The organism is Aquirufa sp. ROCK2-A2, from assembly GCF_054558485.1.
In genome coordinates, this window is sequence record NZ_JBPXKA010000004.1 from 133419 (window position 1) to 151872 (window position 18454).

The window sequence follows — 18454 nt, forward strand, 5'->3', positions numbered from 1 at the left end:
ATTATTTAATATATGCTTGAATCAATGCAAGAGCTGTAAATATGCTAATTATCTTTGTGGATAATTTTTCCCAATCAAATGGCTTGTCATTAATTGCCTTTGGATCTTTCGGTACTTTCATTTTCAAAGTAATTTGGTCGCCTGGATTCAATTGAGGATATTTTCGAATGAAAAAAGATTTATAGGTTTTGGAGACTTTACCTGATTTAGATATAACTGAAACAGAATTTTTGTCTGCCGCATCCTCAAATCCCCCTGCATAATTATTAATATACCACTTGGCCGACCTTTTACCTTGGTAGGTAATGATTAAATTATTTTGAAGTTCATTTAATAATTTAGTACCCAATAAATTAATACGCACCGTATTATTAATTAATCCAACTGTAATTTCATCGTTTACCCTTAAAATTGGGTCCTTTGATAATTCGCCAGCATGATTAAGCGCATCTAAGGCAGTAAATACGATGTTTCCTTCATTTTTACGGTTCAAAACAATGTTATCAATATCTGAAAAATTGGTAAATCCACCTGCATCATTGATTAAGTCTGAAAAGAAATACTTGTCTTTTTTAAGTAAATAGGGACCTGGAAATTTCACTTCTCCATTTATGGTCACTAAATCTTGAAATCTTGAATTTTGGATTTTCCGTACTATCACAATATCAAACGGTTGCAAGGTGAAATTTGAAAGATTAGTAACTTCATATTGATCATTTAATTGTAGTTTAATGGCCTCTCTTTCCAAAACATTTCCATTAAATACCACACGGAATACATCTATATTTTGCAAATCCGCCACTAAAGTTTTCCCCTTGGCTAAATAGAATAAATCTTTTAAGGTTATGGAATTATCAAACCTAGAAGCATAATCAGTGTTTACCTCTCCCAGTATTCTAATGCCCTTTTCAAATTCAAAATCCGACTTATTCAGAACCAATAATTCGTCACCTGGTAATAAAGGAAAATTGTTATTGGCATTTAAATCAACTGGGATATAGGTAGTTTTTTTAGGTGTAAGTGGATTATTTCGAAATATGTAAGCCAAATTAGAAGCAATACTTTTTAATCCTCCAGCCAATTCCAATGCATTGTCCAGTGGAATAGAATCATCAAAACGGAAATTTTTAGAAAAAGGACTCCGAACTTCTCCAGAAACGGAAATTTTAAAAGCATCGGTAATAAGTGATTTATCAAAAACTAACACTTCATCACCTTTGACCAATGGCACATCATTGTTGGTAGAAAGCAATGCTTTCAAATCAACAGGAATGGTCTTTTTCGTACTATCAAAATTATCCCGATAAATAAAAGCATACAATAAATTGGTCTCAGGTAAAAATTTTGCTTTTGCTATCAATAATTTAAGTGATTTGTTTGATTCAAAGTCATATTTTCCAGGATAAATGAAAGCCCCACTGGCAATGACAAAATCCTTAGATGGAGCATTTATCTTTTTAAATCGTATGATATCACCTTGATTGATAGAAACAGATTTGTTTTTATTTGTCAATTCCTCCATGGAATATTCCAATAAAATACTTTGGTTATTTTCAATACGCTCTACTTGTACAAATTCCGTCAAAGCGTTCGGTTGTAAACCACCCGAAAATTTGATCAATTCAGAAATACCTTCTCCCGATTTTAATTCAAAACGTAATTCTCGATTAACAGCACCCTCTAGTTTAACAATCTTATCCGATAGCGGCACGTAAATCACATCGTTATTTTGAAGAAAAAAATTGAATTGCTTGGATGGATTTTCCAAGAAATCATACAAGTCGAAAAGAATCTTTTGTCCATTACGTATCAACTCAATCTTTCTAACACTACCATATAAATTGGGACCACCGGCGATCCCAAGAGCATTAACAATCGTATTTAAACCCGATATATTATAAATACCTGATTTAACAACTTCCCCAAAAATATTCACATTGATTTGACGAGCCGATTGAATCGTAACCGCAAATTGTCCAGCATTAAATAAATAATAGGAAGAAAAACGATTCTGTAAATATTCTTTAGCTTGTTTAAGGGTCAAACCTTTTAAAAACAACTTTGGCATTGAAGTCGGCTGAATAAATCCTTCTGCATTCAATTCAAATAATAAATCTGCCTGAGATTTACCAAAAATCAACACGTTGATCTTATCGCCTGGTCCTAAAATGTAGTTATTGGGTGGACTTACATCTTTTAGATTGATATAATTGGCCAATTGATTTTTTTCGAACAAATCATGACCATATATACCACTTGATATAGTTTCAACTATAGGAGTAGCCAATTCAGGGGTAGCCACGAATTTTGGTACCATATTGGAAGGAATCGGATTACCTGGAATGACTGATGAACTTTTATTTAAAGAATCAATTCTATTTCCGTTCTTGACATTAGGAATAGAATCCAAAGATTTTAATTTTTTACTAGCTTCTAATTCATTAACCACATTTTGAATTAAAGACTTATTTTGAAGAATGTAAGAATACTGTGTATTGTTCACATCGTAACCCTTGGCTTTTAATGCAGTGGCGAATTCCTCTTCACTAATTCCTCTAGATACTAGATAATTTTTAGCAGAATTGATATTACCATAACTAATTGTTTGAGCGTTGGATACCATAGTAACCAAAGACAATAGGCAATAAAATAAAAATGTGTACCGAGAAAGTTTCATTTATTTGAGAATTTTATCAAGAAGATAATCGAGTGTTTGCCAAAAGGAATTGCTCACATATTCTTGACAAGCAAAAATCTTTTCCTTAAAAGAAGGCATAAATCTCATGTTTGAAAATATTAAAGTAGAACAAGTAGGCAACAGATTACAAATAGACAGCTAATTGATTCAATACACAATAAAATACATGTATATTGGGTGAATATCACATACTAAATCGACTGGAATGCTGCAGTAATTTATCGTAAGCATGCTTAGAAATTTGATAATTAACAAATCGGCGATCCTCAGATGAAGTCACTCGAACAATGGCATTTTTGATATTGTACTGTTCCAATAAGTATTTATTCACACCACGAATGAATTTGGATCTCAGTTGCCTTTGCGTTTCATATGACTTCTTTTCAATTTTAATTATCTCATTTATTGTCAAGGTCGTACACGTATAATCTGATCCATTAAGAACAAAAATTTGCAACAACTCATCTAAATGTTTGGGTTTACGTGTCTTGGATTCTCCACTGGTAAAAAACTTATACATCCATTTAAAGGCAAAAATGAGTAGAACAAGAATCAATAAATTGGCAAGCACAAACGTTGTATCGAACTGGAAATCGCCAAAACTAGAATCAAAAAAAACGTCAGAAGAAACTTTCGCAAAATCAAAACGTTGAAATTGACCATGCTCTTCATCGAGCAGATAAAGTATATTCAATTCTTTAATCAGAAAATAATTCAACTTTCCATCCACACAATATTGAATTTTCTGATTGAGAAATTCATCCTTTTGAAAATTTTCCGGAAATTTAACTTGGCCTAAGCGATAAAATTGACGAGGTTTTGTTTCAATTGACAATTCGCCGTTTTCGAGATTTATTATTTTTTTTGATTTCGAATTGGCATCTAGCCAAACTAGGTTATCACATTTTACTTCAGATAGGCACAAAAATATAAATGTGAATAAATGTGTTAAAATTAATTTAGAGTAGAACATATAGATTTATAATATAGAAAAGAACATGTTCCCAATATTATATATTCTATTTTAGTATTACACATTAAATGTAAAATATTACGTGAATTTCACATATTTATTTTGCTTTTGTTAACAAAAACCGAATTAATTCTCATTTCAGAATTTTTGTCTAACATCTTTCCCACGCAAAAAGATTTTTTTGATGCTCTTTAAATGATCAATTGCAAGCAATGGATTCTTGTTCAACAGCAAGAAACTGGCCTCTCTACCTACCTGAATACTACCCCATTCTTGGGATTCATTAAAAAATAAGGATGAATTAAATGTGGCTGATTTCAATATCGTATATTTCGATATCCCTATACTTTCCCAAATTTTCATTTCAGCGAACATCCCATTTTGACCACCTAAATCACTACCTACCAATAATCGGCATGATTCTTTATCCAAGGCCTTCAAGACCTTAACTAAATGGGAATGATAGGAGGTGTCTTTGGGCAATTCAGTGATGAAGTAATTCAAGGTAGGACAGTTGTATATTTCCTTCGACAAGGATACCACTCGATCCAAATTGCCAACCTTATCTTGTGGAATATAACCACCCAAATGTTCTATACTCTTGAATTTCGATTTCAAAACTAATTCCATGGACAGATTCCCTGGAAAATGTCCAGCAACAATGATTTCATGCTTATCTGCCATTTTCATGACATTCAAAAATGTTTCTTCGTTCGCAACACTAAATAATTTGATAAATCGATACCCTTGCTTATTTATGCTGAGCATTAAACTATCCAATTGATTTACCGAAAAACGATCTTTGCGTGTAATAATATAGCTCGTAAAGATTTTTGGAAATTCACTGTTGACTTTCGCTTGATGAATAGACAAATACTTCATGGGATCTTCCTCTGCATTCATAGAACGTACATGGGTGACTCCTGCTGATAAACTAAGCTTTAATACGGAGTCCAGTTGAGTGTTAATGGGCAAATGAACATGCATATCTGCCAATCCTGGCATTAAAAATAATCCTTTTGCATCTACAATTTGTGTTGTTTTAGATTTTTTAATCCTTGAAAATGGAGCTATTTGAACAATTTTTCCGCCACTTATGCGAACACTTTCTCCTTCTATCGTACCATCCATGTGCATCGGAAGAATGGTTGCATCTTTAATGATGATATCTTGAGCAAAAACGAATTGGGAGATAACAATACCTAGGAAAATGAAAAGTCCTTTTTGCATAATTAGTGATAGGTTAAATATTAATGTACTAATCAAAAAAAACGCCTCTAAAAAGAGGCGTTTTAACATCTGATGACCTACTAGGATTCGAACCTAGAAAATCAGAACCAAAAACTGATGTGTTACCTTTACACCATAGGTCAGTACCAAATCGAATGCAAAAATAAGACCTTGAAGTTAAATTATCAAATATAGTCCTAAAAAAATTGAATTATTTTAATCAATGAATCTTCAATGCCTCATTATCAGGCGAATAAATTGCATTTTATTTTTCCATTATTGAAGTTCCATCGAGGATACAACTGCTTCTGAATGAATTTTACGAACCAATCCTTGTAAAACTTTACCTGGACCACATTCGATAAATTCGCTCGCTCCTGCCGCTACCATCGCTTCAATCGATTGTGTCCATTTAACTGCTCCTGTTAATTGTGCGATTAAATTAGCTTTTATTTCAGAAGGATCCATGGAAGCCTTAGCATTGACATTTTGAAAAATTGGACAAATCGGCTGACGAATCTCAGTTGCTTCGATAGCAGCAGCTAATTCAATCCGAGCCGGTTCCATGAATGGTGAGTGAAATGCACCGCCCACAGGCAAAGGTAAGACCCTTTTTGCACCAGCTTCTTTCAATAAAACACCTGCCTCCTCAATTCCTGATATACTTCCTGAAATTACTACTTGTCCCGGACAATTATAATTGGCAGCAACTACTTTTTGATCAAATTTGGCACAAATTTCTTCAATTTGAGCATCCGCCAATCCTAAAACAGCTGCCATAGTGCTAGGTTCTATTTCACAAGCTTTTTGCATAGCCAAGGCTCTTTGGTAGACTAATTTCAAACCGTCTTGCCAATTTAAGCCCCCCGCAGCAACCAAAGCTGAAAATTCACCCAAAGAGTGTCCTGCAACCATACCCGGTTCAAAATTCTTCCCCAATTTCGCGACCAACACAGAATGCAAATAAATGGCGGGTTGAGTCACTTTTGTTTGTTTCAACTCCTCATCTGTTCCTTCAAACATGATTTTAGACAAAGAAAATCCCAAAATTTGATCAGCTTCATCAACAATGCTTTTGGCCAAAGAAAAGTTCTCGTAAAGATCTTTTGCCATGCCTGAAAATTGAGAACCCTGACCAGGAAATATATATGCTTTCATTTTTTTGAATTTAAATTAAACCACAAAGATAAATTAATTAGACTAAATAATCTCTCAACTAGTCGATTGAACAAGCTTTTCCCCATAAATAACGGTTTCTTGCAACAAGGTCATAAGCTTTATCCAACCAATTCGTAGGTAACAAAAACAAGACACGAATGGGTTGAACATACCATTTGGCATACCGCATCAAATAAGAAATGGCTGTCGATTTTATATAAACCTCTCCCTCCTCCAACACTTTAATGCTATCTTCCTTCCACAACAGATGTGGAAATTCTTTTTCCCATTGTTGTGTTCGCTCTGCACCTTGAACCTGAATGTCCAAAGGTCGATTAATTATTTTCACCAAAAGCTTAGATGAAAACCGACAAAATTGACAGTCGCCATCAATCACTATTTGTATAGGTTTCATCGTACCAATTCCACCCAACCTTTGATGGATTTAGATTGACTGGCAGGATCGGTGATATCAAAAGTGACATCACAAGTGTAAAAATAGGTAGATGCTGCCATTTCATTGCCATTCATATCTTTTCCATTCCAACCGAATCCTTTTAAATCTCCTGAATAATCATAAATCAATTGCCCATAACGATCTACAATTTTACAACTGACATTGGTAACAAACCGAGGACAACGTAAAGCCTGCCAAACGTCGTTTTTATTATCTCCGTTCGGACTAAAAATATTTGGCAAATCAAAAAATGGACAATTTTCCACACACAATATCTCACTTTTCGGACTTTCCTTTCCTGCTTTATTTATGGCAGTGACATAATAACAAGCCCTAAATCCATCTGCTTTCACATGTGCTTTTTTCAATTCAGCTACTTGACCAACCAAACTGAAAGGTCCATTACTTGTCTTGGCATAATAAATTTTATACGAAACTAAATTAGGATCACAATCGCCAGAAACATTTGGCACCCAAGATAGATTATTGGTATAGCTAGAAAAATCACAATTTAAGGAACCGTTTAAGACTTCGCAATCAGGAGCAAATAGGGTTAACTTCGGTGCGCATGGATTTAACACAACAGGTGGAGTACCTCCCCCGCCATTATCGGTACCCCCACCGCTTCCACTTCCACCACCATCTGATCCGCCTGAGCCATTGGAATTACTTAGTAATTTATAACACAAAATGGGAGAAGCATTCACCAATTTCATCACTGGAAACCCATCACCATAAGACCCTAATGTTTCTACATAATAGCAATAATTGGTGTCTTTTTTAATGGTATAATCAAACTTGCCATCCAAGGTAAAATTATCAATTCCTGTATCTTTATATAGATAGGTACTTGGCCCTGCTACCGACACATCCGCTATTTGATTAAACTTACCAGAACCTATGGGATATTCGCGATAAACCCGGTGAATTTGAAAATCATTTGACCATGGCACATCACTTAACCAAGATAAAGAAATTGCATTAGATGCTGCTTGTCCAATTAAATAAATGGTACTTGCTGGATTAGGAGTATCCAATAATTTAAATTGATTGTTTTGTGTAAAATAAAAGTCCACTTTGTAACGGTAAATCTTACTCATGGTATTGGCCGTTTTATCTACAAAACTGGTGTCATTCCTCGCAGGATTAATTTTCGCAGGAATAAAATCACCCACTTGAACAAAATCTTCACTGACAACCCCTTCCGCGCGCAAAACACGATAACGATAAGGCCCAGGATATAAAATTGTATCTAATTTGATGGGCCTGGTCCAACGTACCAAAATTTCTCCTCCAGTACTAGCCGTTTTTTGAACAGAAACATTCGTCATTAAGGGAGAAGAAGTAGGAATAAAAATACAAGAAGAATTTGATAAAGGACTCACATCACCTGCTCCTTTGGAATTGGTAAATTCCACCATAGCAACATAGACATAATTGGTATTTTTTGAAAAGGGTAAATTATTATTCAAATCTTCAAATTGAGTAGCTGACACATCCACACGGCCAATTTCGGTGAAACCAAATATTGTCATGCCCGTCTCACAAGATTTATTTTCAATTTGAACACAAGGCCCTTGCTTTCGGTAAATAACAATTTTCGCATTAGGAAGCGCACAGGTATAGGCATCCCATTTGATGGAAATGGCACTTTTCCCCAAGGAAATACTTGCTCGAACATTCTTAACCGCTGGAGCAATTACTTTAATCTTCCAAATTTTACTATCAATTAACTTATCAATGTAAACCGCTGGAGGCAAATCCGTCACCTTGAAAAATACGTCATAAGGCTCTTTTCGAATATGTACACAAGATGTTTGCCAAGCGAAAGTGCCTGAGGCTGGACTTGCTTGTGCTGGTTTTGATACAAATGAAGCATAGGCAGGTTTTATGGCATAAACTGTATCAATTTGGTACACATTTCCAGTACTAGTGATGGTCAATGGATCCAAACGGCCGGTTTTAGAAGCGATATCAACAGCCGTTATCGTGGCCGTCACTTGGGTTCCTGCTTGTACACAGACATCCGCTGGCACTGTAATTTTGGGACCTTTGTTATCCAAATCTTTGACCTCGATCTGCATATCTCTAACCGTTTCCGAAATTTTGATTCCATTTCTCCATTCTTCCACAATAAAGGCACAATTGTACTTTCCAATTTCTTGAGGTGAATCCCAAATCAAATCGCCTGTCCTAGAATTAATAGTAAAGGAAGAAACCAAACTTACATTACTAACAGCAAAATTAGGTTGTACAAATCCCGCCGCCATTTCTCCCCTGCCTAAAGCCGTACAAGATTGCGCATCTCCCGTTTTGGAAACGGAAAGTCGGTAAGCTAAACTATCCCCTTCCGCATCTACGGCATTGGCATTGTGAATAAACGGTTGACCCACTACCGCAGTTAAATCTACAGCAGGATTTAATAAAAGAGGTGTTGAATTTTGTCCCAAACCAGAATTAATGGAAAAAGTAGTTTCTACATAAAAAGGTACATTGACCGATCGATCGATATTTCGCACATTTTCATTCCGATTAGGTATGGCTACGGAAACTTTATAGGATAGTGCTGGTGCTGGATAGGTATATTGAACTTTATAAATATTCTTCATGGTTCCGTTTCCAATGGCTATCGGAGTTCCGCAACAACGAGGGGCTTTGACAATTTCGGATCCATCTCCAAAACAAAAATTTACATCTATTTGATCTCTATTGGCAGGATTGTCCTCTGTGTAAGTGGTCAGTGTGAATTCAAAGGTTAAGGTTTTATCTGAAATACGCTTGACTGTAATTTCACCTCCTTTTAAGTGAGTTGCCTGACTAGTAAAAGTAACTAGACAAAATAGCAAAGAAAGTAAGAGAGCGGCGGAAAAATTCTTTAGAAGCGGCATAAAACATTTTAGTATTTCTGAAAGTTAATAATCAAATGAAGAAAAAATCAAAAAAAACGGATTTTTTATTCGATTAATTTGATTGACAGCTGTTTCGATTGTAGTTTTGGTACCAAAATTTCAAAGACAAAAGAACAATTGTCATTCGAATAATTAATTTTAACTATTATAAATATACATTCTCTATGGCTTGGTTAGCAAAATCACTTAACTCATCCCTTGGAAAAAAGCTTCTCATGGCAATTACAGGCCTATTTTTAGTGAGCTTTTTACTTATCCATTGCGGATTAAATGCAACAATCTTTTTTAATGATGGTGGCGTCACTTTCAATGAAGGTGCCGAGTTCATGGGAACCAATCCTTTGATCAGAACCATGGAAATTGTGTTGTTTGTTGGATTAATTTACCACATTTTTGACGGCCTTAGTTTATGGTTAGATAATAAAAAGAAACGTCCAGTGGCCTATGCAGTGATTGACGGCAAAGCAAACAGTACTTGGTATTCTCGTTCGATGGGTCTTTTAGGAACTTTATTATTGTTGTTTTTAATTATTCACTTAAAACATTTTTGGTATTTTTCTCGCTTAACTGATGGTTTAGAGTCAAAAACCTTGTACAACGAAATGCAATTGGTATTTGAAAGTCCGATCGTAGTAGCCATTTATGTTTTAGGTTGTATTTCTTTAGGATATCACTTATTACATGGTTTCCAAAGTGCCTTCCAAACTTTAGGTTGGAACCACCCAAAATACACACCAAGCATTAAAATGATTGGAGCGGTTTATGCCATTGTCATCTCCATTGTTTTTGCAGCGATGCCAATTGCTTTACATTTTCACTTGATTAAATAATTCCTCAGCCGATACGATTGATATGACAAAGTTAGATTCAAAAATTCCTGAAGGCTCTTTAGCTGAAAAATGGACCAAATATCGTTCAAGTGTTTCATTGGTAAACCCTGCGAACAAACGTAATTTAGAAATAGTCGTAGTAGGTTCAGGATTAGCAGGTGCTTCGGCAGCTGCATCTTTAGCCGAATTAGGATATAAAGTAAAAGTATTTTGCTTCCAAGATTCTCCTCGCCGTGCACACTCGATTGCCGCGCAAGGAGGTATCAATGCTGCCAAAAACTACCAAAATGATGGCGACTCCGTTCATCGTTTATTTTATGATACTATCAAAGGTGGTGATTACCGAGCAAGAGAGGCGAACGTACATCGATTGGCGGAAGTTTCAAGCGGAATTATTGACCAATGCGTAGCGCAAGGTGTACCTTTTGCTCGTGAATATGGTGGATTACTTTCCAACCGTTCATTTGGTGGTACGCAAGTACAACGTACATTTTATGCTGCTGGACAAACCGGACAACAATTATTATTAGGTGCGTATTCAGCCTTACAACGCCAAGTGGGTATGGGTAATGTTGAATTATTTACTCGCCACGAAATGTTAGACGTCGTTGTTATTGACGGAAAAGCACGTGGTATCATTGCAAGAGATTTGGTAAGTGGTCAATTAGAACGTCATTTCGGACATGCGGTACTTCTTTGTACAGGTGGATACGGAAACGTTTTCTATTTATCGACCAACGCCATGGGATCCAACGTTACGGCAGCTTGGAAAGCGCATAAAAAAGGAGCCTATTTTGCGAACCCTTGTTATACACAAATTCACCCAACTTGTATCCCCGTTTCTGGAGACCACCAATCGAAATTGACATTAATGTCTGAATCATTGAGAAATGATGGTCGTATTTGGGTACCTAAAAAAGAAAACGATACGCGTAAGGCCAATTTAATTCCAGAAGACGAGCGTGATTATTACCTAGAGCGTCGTTACCCTGCTTTTGGTAACTTAGTTCCTCGTGATATTGCCTCAAGAGCTGCTAAAGAAAGATGTGATGCTGGATTTGGAGTAGGAACTTCCAAAATGGCTGTTTATTTGGATTATGCTGCTGCGATTATTCGTTATGGAAAAGGAGAAGCCAATAAGAGAAATATGCACAATCCTTCGGATGAAGAAATTCAATTGATGGGTAAAGAAGTGGTTAAAGAAAAGTATGGCAACTTATTTGATATGTATAAGCAAATCACTGGAGAAGATCCTTATGAAGTGCCTATGCGTATTTATCCAGCTGTTCATTACACCATGGGTGGACTTTGGGTTGATTACAACTTAATGACATCTATTCCAGGATTATATGCATTAGGAGAAGCGAACTTCTCTGATCACGGTGCAAACAGATTAGGAGCATCAGCCTTGATGCAAGGTTTAGCGGATGGCTATTTTGTAATTCCATATACCATTGGTGCTTATTTAGCATCGGAAATTCGTACCAAATCGATTCCAACTGATTCAGCAGATTTCGTTGCGGCAGAAAAAGCTGTTAGTGATAAAATCAATCAATTGATGAATATCAAAGGAAAGAAACCTGTTGATTACTTCCACAAAAAATTAGGTTTAATCATGTGGGATAAATGTGGAATGGCTCGCAGTGAACAAGGATTAAAAGAAGCTATCGCTGATATTCAGGCCTTGAGAAAAGAGTTTTGGAGTGATGTTCGAATTCCTGGTGAAATAGATAATTTCAATCCAGAATTAGAAAAAGCAGGCCGCGTAGCAGATTTCTTAGAATTAGGTGAATTGATGTGTATCGATGCACTAAATAGAAATGAGAGTTGCGGTGGTCACTTCCGTGAAGAATACCAAACGGAAGAAGGTGAGGCATTACGTGATGATGAAAAATATGCATACGTGGCAGCCTGGGAATACGAAGGTGAATCTAAATTCAACTTACACAAGGAAGAATTGAAATTCGATAATATTAAAATAGCTCAAAGATCTTATAAATAATTCGATAAAATGGAAGGAAATTTAAACCTTACGCTTAAAATTTGGAGACAAAAAAATGCCAATACAGCTGGGAAGTTTGAAACTTACCAAGTTAGTGGCATTTCCGAAGATATGTCATTTTTAGAAATGATTGACGTATTAAATAATCGTTTAATCGAAGAAGGAGATGATCCAGTAGCTTTTGATCACGATTGTAGAGAAGGTATTTGCGGAATGTGTTCGATGTACATCAATGGTCGTCCTCATGGGCCAAACAAAGGTGTAACAACTTGCCAATTGCACATGCGTAGTTTTTCAAATGGTGAAACAATTACCATTGAACCTTGGAGAGCAGGTGCATTTCCTGTAATTAAGGATTTAGCGGTAAATCGTTCGGCATTTGATCGAATTATTGCAGCAGGAGGATTCGTTTCGGTGAATACAGGAAACGCACAAGATGCCAATAATTTACCTATTCCGAAAGATGATGCAGATGAAGCATTTGCTGCAGCAGCTTGTATCGGATGTGGTGCCTGTGTAGCTGCCTGTAAAAATGCATCTGCCATGTTGTTTACTTCAGCCAAAATTTCTCAATTAGCTTTATTGCCTCAAGGGCAAGTAGAAAGAAGCAAAAGAGCATTGGCTATGGTAGCTCAAATGGACGAAGAAGGTTTCGGTGCTTGTTCCAATACAGGTGCTTGCGAAGCAGAATGTCCAAAAGGCATTTCTCTTGAAAATATCGCTCGTATGAATCGTGAGTTTTTCTCCGCGACGCTAACAGCTAAATAATAAAATGAGCCCCTGGCTTCTACAGGGGCTTTCTCTATCACCTTGTTTTTAGAACCTACACATTCCAAATCGGCTCAACATAGCAACTCACAAGGTTGGATAGAAGTGATTTGCGGTTCCATGTTTTCAGGAAAAACAGAAGAACTCATTCGCCGTTTAAAAAGAGCCAAAATAGCTCAATTGCAAGTAGAAATTTTCAAACCAGCATCCGATATCCGCTACCATAATGAAGATATCGTTTCACACAATCAAAATTCCATTCGCTCCACTCCTGTTTTAAGCTCCAGTGAAATTGTGCTCTTGGCTGGCGATTGTGATGTGGTTGGATTGGATGAAGCACAATTTTTTGATGATCATATTGTGGAAGTTTGTAATACCTTGGCCAATCAAGGAAAACGCGTAATTGTGGCAGGCTTGGACATGGATTTCAAAGGTCTACCCTTCGGAGCAATGCCGCAATTAATGGCTATTGCAGAATATGTAACGAAGGTTCATGCAGTTTGCGTTCAATGTGGCGGTGTAGCTAATTACTCCTATCGAACAGTCAATCAACAACAGACCGTTTTATTAGGTGAGACGGATTCCTACCAAGCCAGATGCAGAACTTGTTTCCATAAATCTTCCCTATAATGCCCAAAGATCTTAGCTACAAAAAGGTTTTTCAAAAAATAAAAGCCAAAAAGCCCAAAGATTTAGATCAACAATTTGAAAAAGCACATGATGAGGTTTTTGAAAACTTTGATTGTCTAACTTGTGCCAATTGCTGTAAAACCACTAGTCCAATGTGGAATGAAACAGATATTCAACGCGTTGCCAAACTTTTCAAAATGAAGGTTTCGCAATTTCTTGATCAGTATTTAATCAAAGATGCCGACGGAGATTGGGTCTATCCATCAAGTCCTTGCCCTTTTTTATCGGAGGATAACACCTGTCAAATTTACGAACATCGCCCAAAAGCGTGCAGAGAATATCCACATACCAATCGCAAAAACATGCTGGGTATCATGGGGCTTACCGCCAAAAATGTATTGATTTGTCCAGCCGTTGCTCAAATAATGGATAAATTGGAGAGAAAGTATTGAGGTAAGGTAATAGGTAATAGGTAAAAGGTAATAGGTATTAGGTAAAAGGTAATAGGTATTAGGTAAAAGGTAATAGGTAATAGGTATTAGGTATTAGGTAATATGTAATAGGTAAGTTAGAACAATTTCTCTTTTCTCTTTTCTCTTTTCTCTTTTCTCTTTTACCTATTACCTTATTACCTTTCTTTTCTTTTCTAAAATCCAACCAATAATTTTATCAAACAACTGAACTAGTAAAGTTTTAAATTGCAGGGGGTAAGGGGCCCCATTTCCCCTTAAAAATTGGTCATCATAATAGCTAATTGAAAACTGATATTTTTAATAAGTAACTCGATTTTTTCGTGCTACTATAGAACTTTCATACTTCGACAAGCTCAGTAACCGAAATCAGCGAACGTTATTTATTTTTAGTTCTTATCAATGAACTTATGGTTAATCCGACGAAAGAAAAGAAATAAATTATGAATTATGAGTTATGAATTTTAAAAAACGCTCATAATTCATACTTCATAATTAAATTGATTCGTCTTGGATTAACTGGCAGTAAATAAGTTTTTTTGTTTATTTTTTTTAAAAAAAGAAATACCCTGGAAAATAAATTAACCAATTAAATGCAATGCTATATGGAATGTTTAGATAATAATGAACATTTTAACTATTAATTCGCATTATTAGGTAATAGGTAAAAGAAAAAGGTAAGAGGTAATAGGTAATAGAAAATGGCTCGGGCTTTCGAAGCCAGAGGATGAAAAAGGTTATAGGTATATCTTATGTGAAAAACATTGTGCTCCAAATTAAAAACAAATCTATCACATCACCCGATAAAATTATTTTTAACACATTGGGTACAAAATTTGAATATAAAGCGAAATTTCGTGAAATTCGCATTCCAAAAATTAATCAAAAAGCATGGCAGTAACAGAAGAATATTTAGGGATAGATGTGGGTGGTACGGGAGTCAAAATGGGAATCGTTCATCCAGATACAGGACAAATAAATAATTTTCAAAGTTACGACACCGCAACTTGGAGAGAATCCAATCATTTTTTAGAAAGATTAGCAGATGCCATTGCCTTGCAATTGTATCAACACAAATCCGTTAAGAAGGTGGGAATAGGTTTACCAGGTATTTTAACCAAAAACCGTAGAACCTTGATTGAAATTACGGCCATTCCTGAAATTGATGGAGCCAATATGATTGACATGTTGGAAAAACGATTTCCTGAACACCAATTTTTCATGGAAAATGATGCGAATGCAGCAGCATTAGGGGAATTCTATTTTTCTCCAGAAAAAGCAATCATGCCAGAAGATTTTATCTTTATCACTTTAGGAACAGGTGTTGGTGGTGCTGCGGTAATCGATAGAAAGATATTTTTAGGTGGAGATGGCAATGCCATGGAACCAGGCCATGTACCTTCTAGAAATGAGAAAGTATTGGAAAGAAATGTTGGTAAAAAAGAATTGCTTCAATTGGCCACAGCCATGCGAGCTGCATACAAAGGTGTAACATTATTAGCTTCAGATGGAACGATTTCAACAACCGCATTGGTGGTTGCTGCGGAAGAAGGTGATGAATTGGCTTTAGCGATTTGGAAAGAAGTAGGAGAAATGTTGGGCGACATGCTGGTTAGTTTGATTCGTATCCTAGACATCAAAAATATTTTTATAGGTGGAGGCCTTTCAGCTTCCTTTGATTTTATTTTACCAAGCGTAGAAGAGCGCCTGAATTATTGGTTAACCCCTGCTTATCTTGAAAAATTAAACATTAAAAAAGCTTTATTGGGAAATGATGCCGGACTTTTAGGCGCCGCTTCCCTTTGTTTTTAAGTCGAATTGGAACGGTAGAGCGAAGAAATTTCAATAATTTACCCGAATTACTAAGTATTTTACTAAATAATAATTTTAAAGTGCAATTTGAATTAAAATTTGTTTGACAATCTAAGTTTTAATTTTAATCTTTGCATCGTTTTTGAACCCCAAAATTTTTATAAAATGGCAGATATTGCAGAAAAAGTAAAAAGCATCATCGTTGAAAAATTAGGAGTAGAGGCATCTGAAGTTACTCCAGAGGCATCTTTCACTAACGATTTAGGAGCTGACTCATTAGACACTGTTGAGTTAATCATGGAATTTGAGAAAGAATTCAACGTATCGATCCCTGATGACCAAGCTGAAAACATCCAAACTGTAGGCCAAGCCATCACCTACTTGGAAGAGAACGCAAAGTAATCTAAACACGATAAAAATAATGTCAATTGGTAAATGGTCAAACTGGAAAAATTATCTCCAGCATGTTTCCCTTACGAATTGACATTTTTTATTGAATTAAGCTTAAAAATTAATACATAAAAAATGGAGTTAAAACGAGTAGTAGTGACAGGCCTTGGTGCCCTAACACCTATCGGAAATACAGTAAGTGAATTTTGGCAAGGATTATCAACAGGACAAAGTGGCTGTGGACCCATTACCAAATTCGATGCTGAAAAATTCAGAACTCGATTTGCCTGTGAACTTAAAAACTTCAAAGTAGAAGACTTCATTCATCCAAAAGAAGCCCGCAAAATGGACCCATTCACCCAATATGCTGTTGTAGCATCGGATGAAGCCATTGCAGATGCAGGTTTTGATATGGAAACAATCAATAAAAATAAAGTTGGCGTTATTTGGGGATCTGGTATCGGTGGTTTAAAAACCTTCGAAGACGAAATGATTTATTTTGGTAAAGGCGATGGCACTCCCAAAATCAATCCATTTTTTATCCCAAAAATGATTGCTGATTCTAGTTCGGGTCAAATTTCAATCCGAAATGGTTTCCGAGGACCTAACTACGTAACCGTATCAGCTTGTTCCTCTGCGAATAATGCCATTATTGACGCATTCAATTACATTCGTACAGGTAGAATCCATGTGTGTATCACGGGTGGTTCTGAAGCTCCTGTGACAATTGCCTCTGTCGGTGGTTTTACTGCCATGCACGCGATGTCAACTAGAAATGATGATCCAGCTACTGCCTCTAGACCATACGATGCAGATCGTGATGGATTCGTAGTGGGAGAAGGCGCTGGTGCCATTGTATTAGAAGAATATGAACACGCTAAAGCCCGTGGAGCAAAAATCTACGCAGAATTAATTGGTGGTGGATTTTCATCAGATGCTCACCATATTACGGCTCCTCATCCAGAAGGTTATGGTGCATTACTTTCCATGATGGATGCATTGGAAGATGCTCAAATCAAACCGGAAGATGTCGATTACATCAATACCCATGGAACTTCCACTCCTATCGGAGATCCTCAAGAATTAAAAGCGATTGTTGATTGCTTCGGTGATCATGCTTACCAAGTGAGTATTTCGTCTACCAAATCCATGACAGGCCATTTATTGGGCGGTGCAGGTGCTGTAGAAGCCATTGCATCCATCTTGGCTATTCAACATCAATTCGTTCCTCCAACCATCAACTGTAAAAATGTTGATCCGGAAATTGATCCAAAATTAGATTTAACCTTAAACGAAGGAAAATCTCGCAAAATTGATATCGCTTTAAGCAATGGTTTTGGATTTGGAGGCCACAATGCAACCGTCATTTTTAGAAAAATATAGTTTATGATATCTTCTCTTCTACAGGGGCTAGGCCTTGTGCAACTAGATGAAAGAGAGAAGTTTCTGAAAAAATCCGTTAAGCATTTAATCGGAGAAAATCCCTCCAATTTACAATTATACCGATTAGCCTTTCTTCATTCATCGGCTTCCAAAGATAGTATTGCCAAATCCTATAAAGAATCCAATGAACGCTTAGAATTTCTTGGCGATTCCGTTTTGGGAATGATCACCGCAACCTATTTATTCAAAAAATTCCCATTCAAAGACGAAGGATTTCTAACCGAAATTAGATCTAGAATGGTATCAAGAGAATCTTTGAATGTGTTGGGCCGTAAAATTGGCTTAGACCGAATCATTGAACACGAAAATCAAAGAAAAACATCCCTATCCCGCTCATCCATGTACGGAGACGCGCTAGAAGCGTTTGTCGGAGCCGTTTATTTGGACAAAGGTTTTGCTTTCACCCAAAAATTCATCGTCAAGAAAATTTTGACTCAGTACTTTGATTTAGAAACAGTGGTTCAAAACAACCCGAATTTCAAATCAATTTTAATAGAATGGGGCCAAAAAGAAGGCAAAAAAGTGCATTTTGCCTTGGAAGAAGAAGGCGTTCATCACAACAAAGAATTTACAGCCATTGTTAGTCTAGACGACGAGAAAATCGCAGAAGGCAAAGGTTATTCCAAAAAGAAAGCAGAACAAACCGCAGCGATGAAGGCTTGCGAAGTGCTACATCTAAAATAA

At 36.3% G+C, this 18454-nt stretch carries 15 protein-coding genes and 1 tRNA gene; 9 read left to right on the forward strand and 7 right to left on the reverse strand.

The window, feature by feature from the left end:
• Window position 1: 1 nt before the first annotated feature.
• From V7S76_RS08040 to V7S76_RS08070, 7 genes are all read right to left on the reverse strand, one after another.
• Window positions 2-2677, reverse strand: a complete 2676-nt coding sequence (locus V7S76_RS08040; protein ID WP_459509560.1) for a polysaccharide biosynthesis/export family protein — start codon at window positions 2675-2677, stop codon at window positions 2-4.
• A gap of 205 nt (window positions 2678-2882) precedes the next feature.
• Window positions 2883-3533, reverse strand: a complete 651-nt coding sequence (locus V7S76_RS08045) for a hypothetical protein (protein WP_459509561.1) — start codon at window positions 3531-3533, stop codon at window positions 2883-2885.
• 276 nt (window positions 3534-3809) lie between these two features.
• The gene (locus tag V7S76_RS08050) at window positions 3810-4901 is read right to left on the reverse strand and encodes an amidohydrolase family protein (protein ID WP_459509562.1); all 1092 of its coding nucleotides are present in this window, start codon (window positions 4899-4901) and stop codon (window positions 3810-3812) included.
• Window positions 4902-4973: 72 nt separating this feature from the next.
• Window positions 4974-5044 (reverse strand) — tRNA-Gln (locus tag V7S76_RS08055).
• Between the two features lie 133 nt (window positions 5045-5177).
• Window positions 5178-6059 carry an ACP S-malonyltransferase gene (gene fabD / locus V7S76_RS08060; protein WP_459509563.1) on the reverse strand — a complete coding sequence of 294 codons (882 nt, stop codon included), beginning with the start codon at window positions 6057-6059 and terminating at the stop codon, window positions 5178-5180.
• Window positions 6060-6117: 58 nt separating this feature from the next.
• Complete coding sequence (locus V7S76_RS08065) at window positions 6118-6474, reverse strand: DCC1-like thiol-disulfide oxidoreductase family protein (protein WP_459509564.1); 357 nt, start codon at window positions 6472-6474, stop codon at window positions 6118-6120.
• On the reverse strand, window positions 6471-9404 hold the full coding sequence (locus tag V7S76_RS08070; RefSeq protein WP_459509565.1) for a T9SS type B sorting domain-containing protein: 2934 nt from the start codon (window positions 9402-9404) through the stop codon (window positions 6471-6473). Before V7S76_RS08070 ends, V7S76_RS08065 begins: the two co-directional genes overlap by 4 nt.
• 185 nt (window positions 9405-9589) lie before the next feature.
• On the opposite strand from V7S76_RS08070, the gene V7S76_RS08075 reads away from it, so the two are divergent.
• From V7S76_RS08075 to rnc, 9 genes are all read left to right on the forward strand, one after another.
• Window positions 9590-10255 carry a succinate dehydrogenase cytochrome b subunit gene (locus tag V7S76_RS08075; protein ID WP_459509567.1) on the forward strand — a complete coding sequence of 222 codons (666 nt, stop codon included), beginning with the start codon at window positions 9590-9592 and terminating at the stop codon, window positions 10253-10255.
• A gap of 22 nt (window positions 10256-10277) precedes the next feature.
• Complete coding sequence (locus V7S76_RS08080; RefSeq protein WP_459509568.1) at window positions 10278-12257, forward strand: fumarate reductase/succinate dehydrogenase flavoprotein subunit; 1980 nt, start codon at window positions 10278-10280, stop codon at window positions 12255-12257.
• Between the two features lie 9 nt (window positions 12258-12266).
• Window positions 12267-13025 carry a succinate dehydrogenase/fumarate reductase iron-sulfur subunit gene (locus tag V7S76_RS08085; protein ID WP_459509569.1) on the forward strand — a complete coding sequence of 253 codons (759 nt, stop codon included), beginning with the start codon at window positions 12267-12269 and terminating at the stop codon, window positions 13023-13025.
• 42 nt (window positions 13026-13067) lie between these two features.
• Complete coding sequence (locus V7S76_RS08090; RefSeq protein WP_459509570.1) at window positions 13068-13655, forward strand: thymidine kinase; 588 nt, start codon at window positions 13068-13070, stop codon at window positions 13653-13655.
• Window positions 13655-14107: a YkgJ family cysteine cluster protein gene (locus V7S76_RS08095; protein WP_459509571.1), complete on the forward strand. Its 453-nt coding sequence runs from the start codon at window positions 13655-13657 to the stop codon at window positions 14105-14107. Before V7S76_RS08090 ends, V7S76_RS08095 begins: the two co-directional genes overlap by 1 nt.
• Before the next feature lie 909 nt (window positions 14108-15016).
• Entirely contained in the window at window positions 15017-15937 is a 921-nt protein-coding gene (locus tag V7S76_RS08100; RefSeq protein ID WP_459509572.1) for an ROK family protein, read from the forward strand.
• Between the two features lie 165 nt (window positions 15938-16102).
• On the forward strand, window positions 16103-16339 hold the full coding sequence (locus tag V7S76_RS08105) for an acyl carrier protein (RefSeq protein ID WP_092019417.1): 237 nt from the start codon (window positions 16103-16105) through the stop codon (window positions 16337-16339).
• Between the two features lie 123 nt (window positions 16340-16462).
• Window positions 16463-17710 (forward strand): beta-ketoacyl-ACP synthase II, encoded by a 1248-nt coding sequence (fabF, locus tag V7S76_RS08110; RefSeq protein WP_459509573.1) that lies wholly within the window; start codon window positions 16463-16465, stop codon window positions 17708-17710.
• 3 nt (window positions 17711-17713) lie between these two features.
• Window positions 17714-18454 carry a ribonuclease III gene (gene rnc / locus V7S76_RS08115; protein WP_459509574.1) on the forward strand — a complete coding sequence of 247 codons (741 nt, stop codon included), beginning with the start codon at window positions 17714-17716 and terminating at the stop codon, window positions 18452-18454.